This window comes from Priestia sp. P5_B4, assembly GCF_056400385.1.
The window spans coordinates 1-3,439 of the sequence record NZ_JBFULJ010000397.1; the positions used below are offsets into that span (position 1 = coordinate 1).

Below are 3,439 nucleotides of genomic sequence, written 5' to 3' on the forward strand. Positions count from 1 at the left end.
TTCTTGGGCCTGTTCGGAAGTCGGCTCCTTTTGCGCATTTGCTCGATGGAGGCGCCTAGCTTGCCAATTTCATCGGAACGGTTGACTGTAACGGGCTCATGCCAATTTTGTTCGGCAATTTTTTTCACATCTTTTTCAAGTGATACAAGCGGCTTGCTTAAATATCTTGATAGCCAAATAGATGGAAGCCAGCTGAATAGAAATACAATTGAAATTACAAGAAGCAGCTGTTTAAACAGAGTAGAAGTGAGCGCGTTGCGATACGTATCCCACGAAAATGAAAGTAAAAAAGCAGGCTGTCCGTTTACGCTTACTTTTCGAATTACATAAAAAAGCGTCCGGTTGCCAAGATCTTTTTCATAGCGAGCGACGATTTTTCGCTGACTGATTGCATCTTCCTGTGCTTTTCTCAAAAAGTCTTGAGGCAACACCCGTGATGAAAAATACGAGATATCCGCATGTTCAGGCAATAAAATATGATCCACGGTTCGATTTCCAAGTGTTGGTTCACTGTCTTCGTTGCTAAAGTAGTATTCACCTGAGCGGCTTGGCAGTCCGTATTCTTTTAAAATATGCTGTTCATTTTCAATAGTGGTATAAATTTCATTCGTGAAGAACTGCCTGAGCGTCGTTGGGAATAAAATAGCGAGCAAAATTGAAATAAGCAGTAAAATACCGGAGATGACGAGCCAAATTTGAAATGCAAGCGACTTGTTTTTCATGCTTTCATCATCCGGTATCCATATCCATAAATCGTTTCAATTCGTGCTTGCGGCATTTTTTTACGCACGCGCCTTACTAAATCATCCACCACTCGGTCTGTGCCAAAATAATCTTCTCCCCAAATGAGATTCAGCAGCTGCTCCCGTGAAAAAGCCTGTCCAAGGTCTTTTGAGATAGTGACAAGAAAATCAAATTCTTTAGACGTTAAATCAATCGGCTTTCCATCTTCACTGACTGTACGGGTATGTAAATCGATTTCATAAGGAGTCAGCGTAATGGTATCGGTTTTCTTTTGATTGGAACCATATACGCGGTTTAGCAGTTTGTTTGCTCGAATAACTAGTTCACGAGGCAAAAAAGGCTTTGATAAATAGTCGTCGCTGCCCATCTCAAGCCCAAGAACCCGGTCAATATCGGCATCGCGGGCTGAAATGAAAATAACAGGCACTTGGGGCGTTTGCTGCTTGATTTCGCGAATGAGCTGATACCCGTCAATGTCAGGCAGCATAATATCTAAAATCCACAGATGCGGAGGAGTTGCAATCATTTCTTTGGCGTCCGTGCCGTTAAAAAATGAGCGAACGTCCCAGCCTTCTTTTTGAAGGTAAAGGGTTAAAACTTCGTTTAAATTTTGTTCATCCTCTACTAAATATAGTGTAAAGCTCAAATTTGACACCTTCCTCTGAATATATGAAAATTAAGGTAAATAAAGCATATTACGCCATATGTGCGCGTTTCTTTAAAGGTCTATGTACCCGCTATTATACTACGTGTTTGTTGTTATAAAGAAATTTTTCACAATTTCACACATTGTTTTGATACTTATCCCAAACTTTTATTTTATAGTATAGATAACATAAAATTTGCTACGTTAAAAGGAGTGTTTTTCATGGATCCACGTGATTATGAAAGAGAGCAAGAACGAAAAGAAGAATATGAAAACCGCCAGCAGCGCTACGATCAGTATCAGCCTGCGTCATCATCACAGCCTCCAAGAAGACGCTTATTTCCAGTGATTGCATCTTCTATCGCCGGAGCAGTACTTGGAGGAGGAATTGTGCTATACGGTGCTCCGCAGCTGGGGTTAATGGATTCAGCTGATACGCAAACAGCGAATCAAACAACGCAGACTCAAACGGCAACAACAACGAGCACAACGCCTCGAACAGTAAGCACAACCGTGAATCAGTCAGATCTTGTTTCAGTTGTAAATAAAGTATCAGCTGCTGTTGTAGGCGTGAACAATATTCAACAGCAAACAAATCCATTTTCTGGAGATACCCAAACGCAAGAAGCAGGAACGGGTTCCGGTGTTATTTTCAAAAAAGAAAATGGAAAAGCCTACGTTGTGACCAATAACCACGTTATTGACGGCGCAAGCGAAGTAGAAGTGTCACTTTCAAACGGACAAAAAGAAAAAGCTAAAATTGTCGGAGCTGACGCGCTAACGGATTTAGCGGTGCTTGAAATGTCTGACAAAAATGTTGAACAAGTGGCGAAGTTCGGAAAATCATCGGATTTAGTAGCGGGTGAAACGGTGCTTGCAATCGGAAATCCTCTTGGTGAACAGTTTTCTCGTACGGTCACACAAGGTATCGTGAGCGCAGCAAAACGCTCTGTCCCTATTTCAGAAAATTGGAACGTAGATGCAATTCAAACGGATGCGGCGATTAATCCAGGAAACAGCGGTGGTGCACTTATCAATTCTTCCGGTGAAGTAGTCGGCATCAACAGTATGAAAATTTCAGAAGACAATGTAGAAGGCATCGGCTTTGCTCTTCCAAGTGATGAAGTGCAGCCGACGATTGAACAGCTGATGAAAAACGGAAAAATAACGCGTCCATATATGGGGGTAGGTCTTCAAGATGTAGGTCAGCTTTCAGCTGCAACAAAACAAAACCAGCTAGGCCTAACCAGCGATACGTCTGAAGGAGTTGTCGTAACGACGGTTGAACCATTCTCTTCTGCTTCTGATGCAGGTTTACAATCAAAAGACGTGATTGTTGCCATCGATGGAAATGAAGTCAAAACATCCAGTGATTTACGTCAATATCTATACACAAAACGTAAAGTAGGAGACACGGTAAAATTAGACGTGTATCGAAATGGAAAAAAACAAACTATTTCTCTGAAACTTTCAGAACAGCAGGATAACAATGGATGAGTTCAACACGGTTAAAGCTGCTGCTAGCAGTATTAACAGCGTTCGGATTTTTAACCGGCTGCGGAGGGAAGCATTCAAACACGATGTTTCCTTCTGTAGAAATTAGTCAGCTATCTTCTACCAAAGAACTGGCAGCGTATGAGGGAGGCAAGGTGACAGGAGCTGAATTCAACCGTTTTTTAGCCGTTGAAGGGTTCTTAAATCCAGATGCTCCTCTAAATGATACAAGCTACCGCAAAGAGTTATTGCGGCAGCTTGTTATGCAAAAAATCTTAATTTCCCATCTAAAGACAAGCGATAAAGTACAAAAACAAGTTGAGGATATGTGGAAGCAAATTAAACGCTCATATGACGAGGATACAAGAAAACAAGGTTATGAAGTGTTAAATATTCGTTCCAGTGATGTAACCAATCAGCTAACGAATCAGTTTAAATTAGAAGAATATTTCCGCAAACAAATTACGTCTGATGAACTAACTGCTTACTATAAACGTATTGAAAACGATCTAACGCGCGTATCTTTTACGCAGCTGGCTTTTTCCACTTTACATG

General features: G+C 41.2%; 4 protein-coding genes. 2 read left to right on the top strand and 2 right to left on the bottom strand.

Annotated elements, in window-relative coordinates; translation table 11 throughout:
- Positions 1 to 722: HAMP domain-containing protein (locus AC1DRF_RS20060; protein WP_477741505.1), on the bottom strand; the 722-nt coding region annotated here is incomplete at its 3' end.
- Positions 719 to 1,390 carry a response regulator transcription factor gene (locus tag AC1DRF_RS20065; RefSeq protein ID WP_153255262.1) on the bottom strand — a complete coding sequence of 224 codons (672 nt, stop codon included), beginning with the start codon at positions 1,388 to 1,390 and terminating at the stop codon, positions 719 to 721. The genes AC1DRF_RS20060 and AC1DRF_RS20065, both read right to left, overlap by 4 nt.
- A 222-nt stretch (positions 1,391 to 1,612) precedes the next feature.
- On the opposite strand from AC1DRF_RS20065, the gene AC1DRF_RS20070 reads away from it, so the two are divergent.
- On the top strand, positions 1,613 to 2,887 hold the full coding sequence (locus tag AC1DRF_RS20070) for a S1C family serine protease (protein WP_013084577.1): 1,275 nt from the start codon (positions 1,613 to 1,615) through the stop codon (positions 2,885 to 2,887).
- Positions 2,884 to 3,439 (top strand): peptidylprolyl isomerase (locus tag AC1DRF_RS20075; RefSeq protein WP_477741506.1); only part of this gene is annotated, 556 nt, incomplete at its 3' end. The genes AC1DRF_RS20070 and AC1DRF_RS20075, both read left to right, overlap by 4 nt.

Coding starts and splice junctions, on each gene's coding strand:
- AC1DRF_RS20070 (WP_013084577.1), top strand. CDS start 1,613: ATGGATCCACGTGATTATGAAAGAGAGCAAGAACGAAAAGAAGAATAT.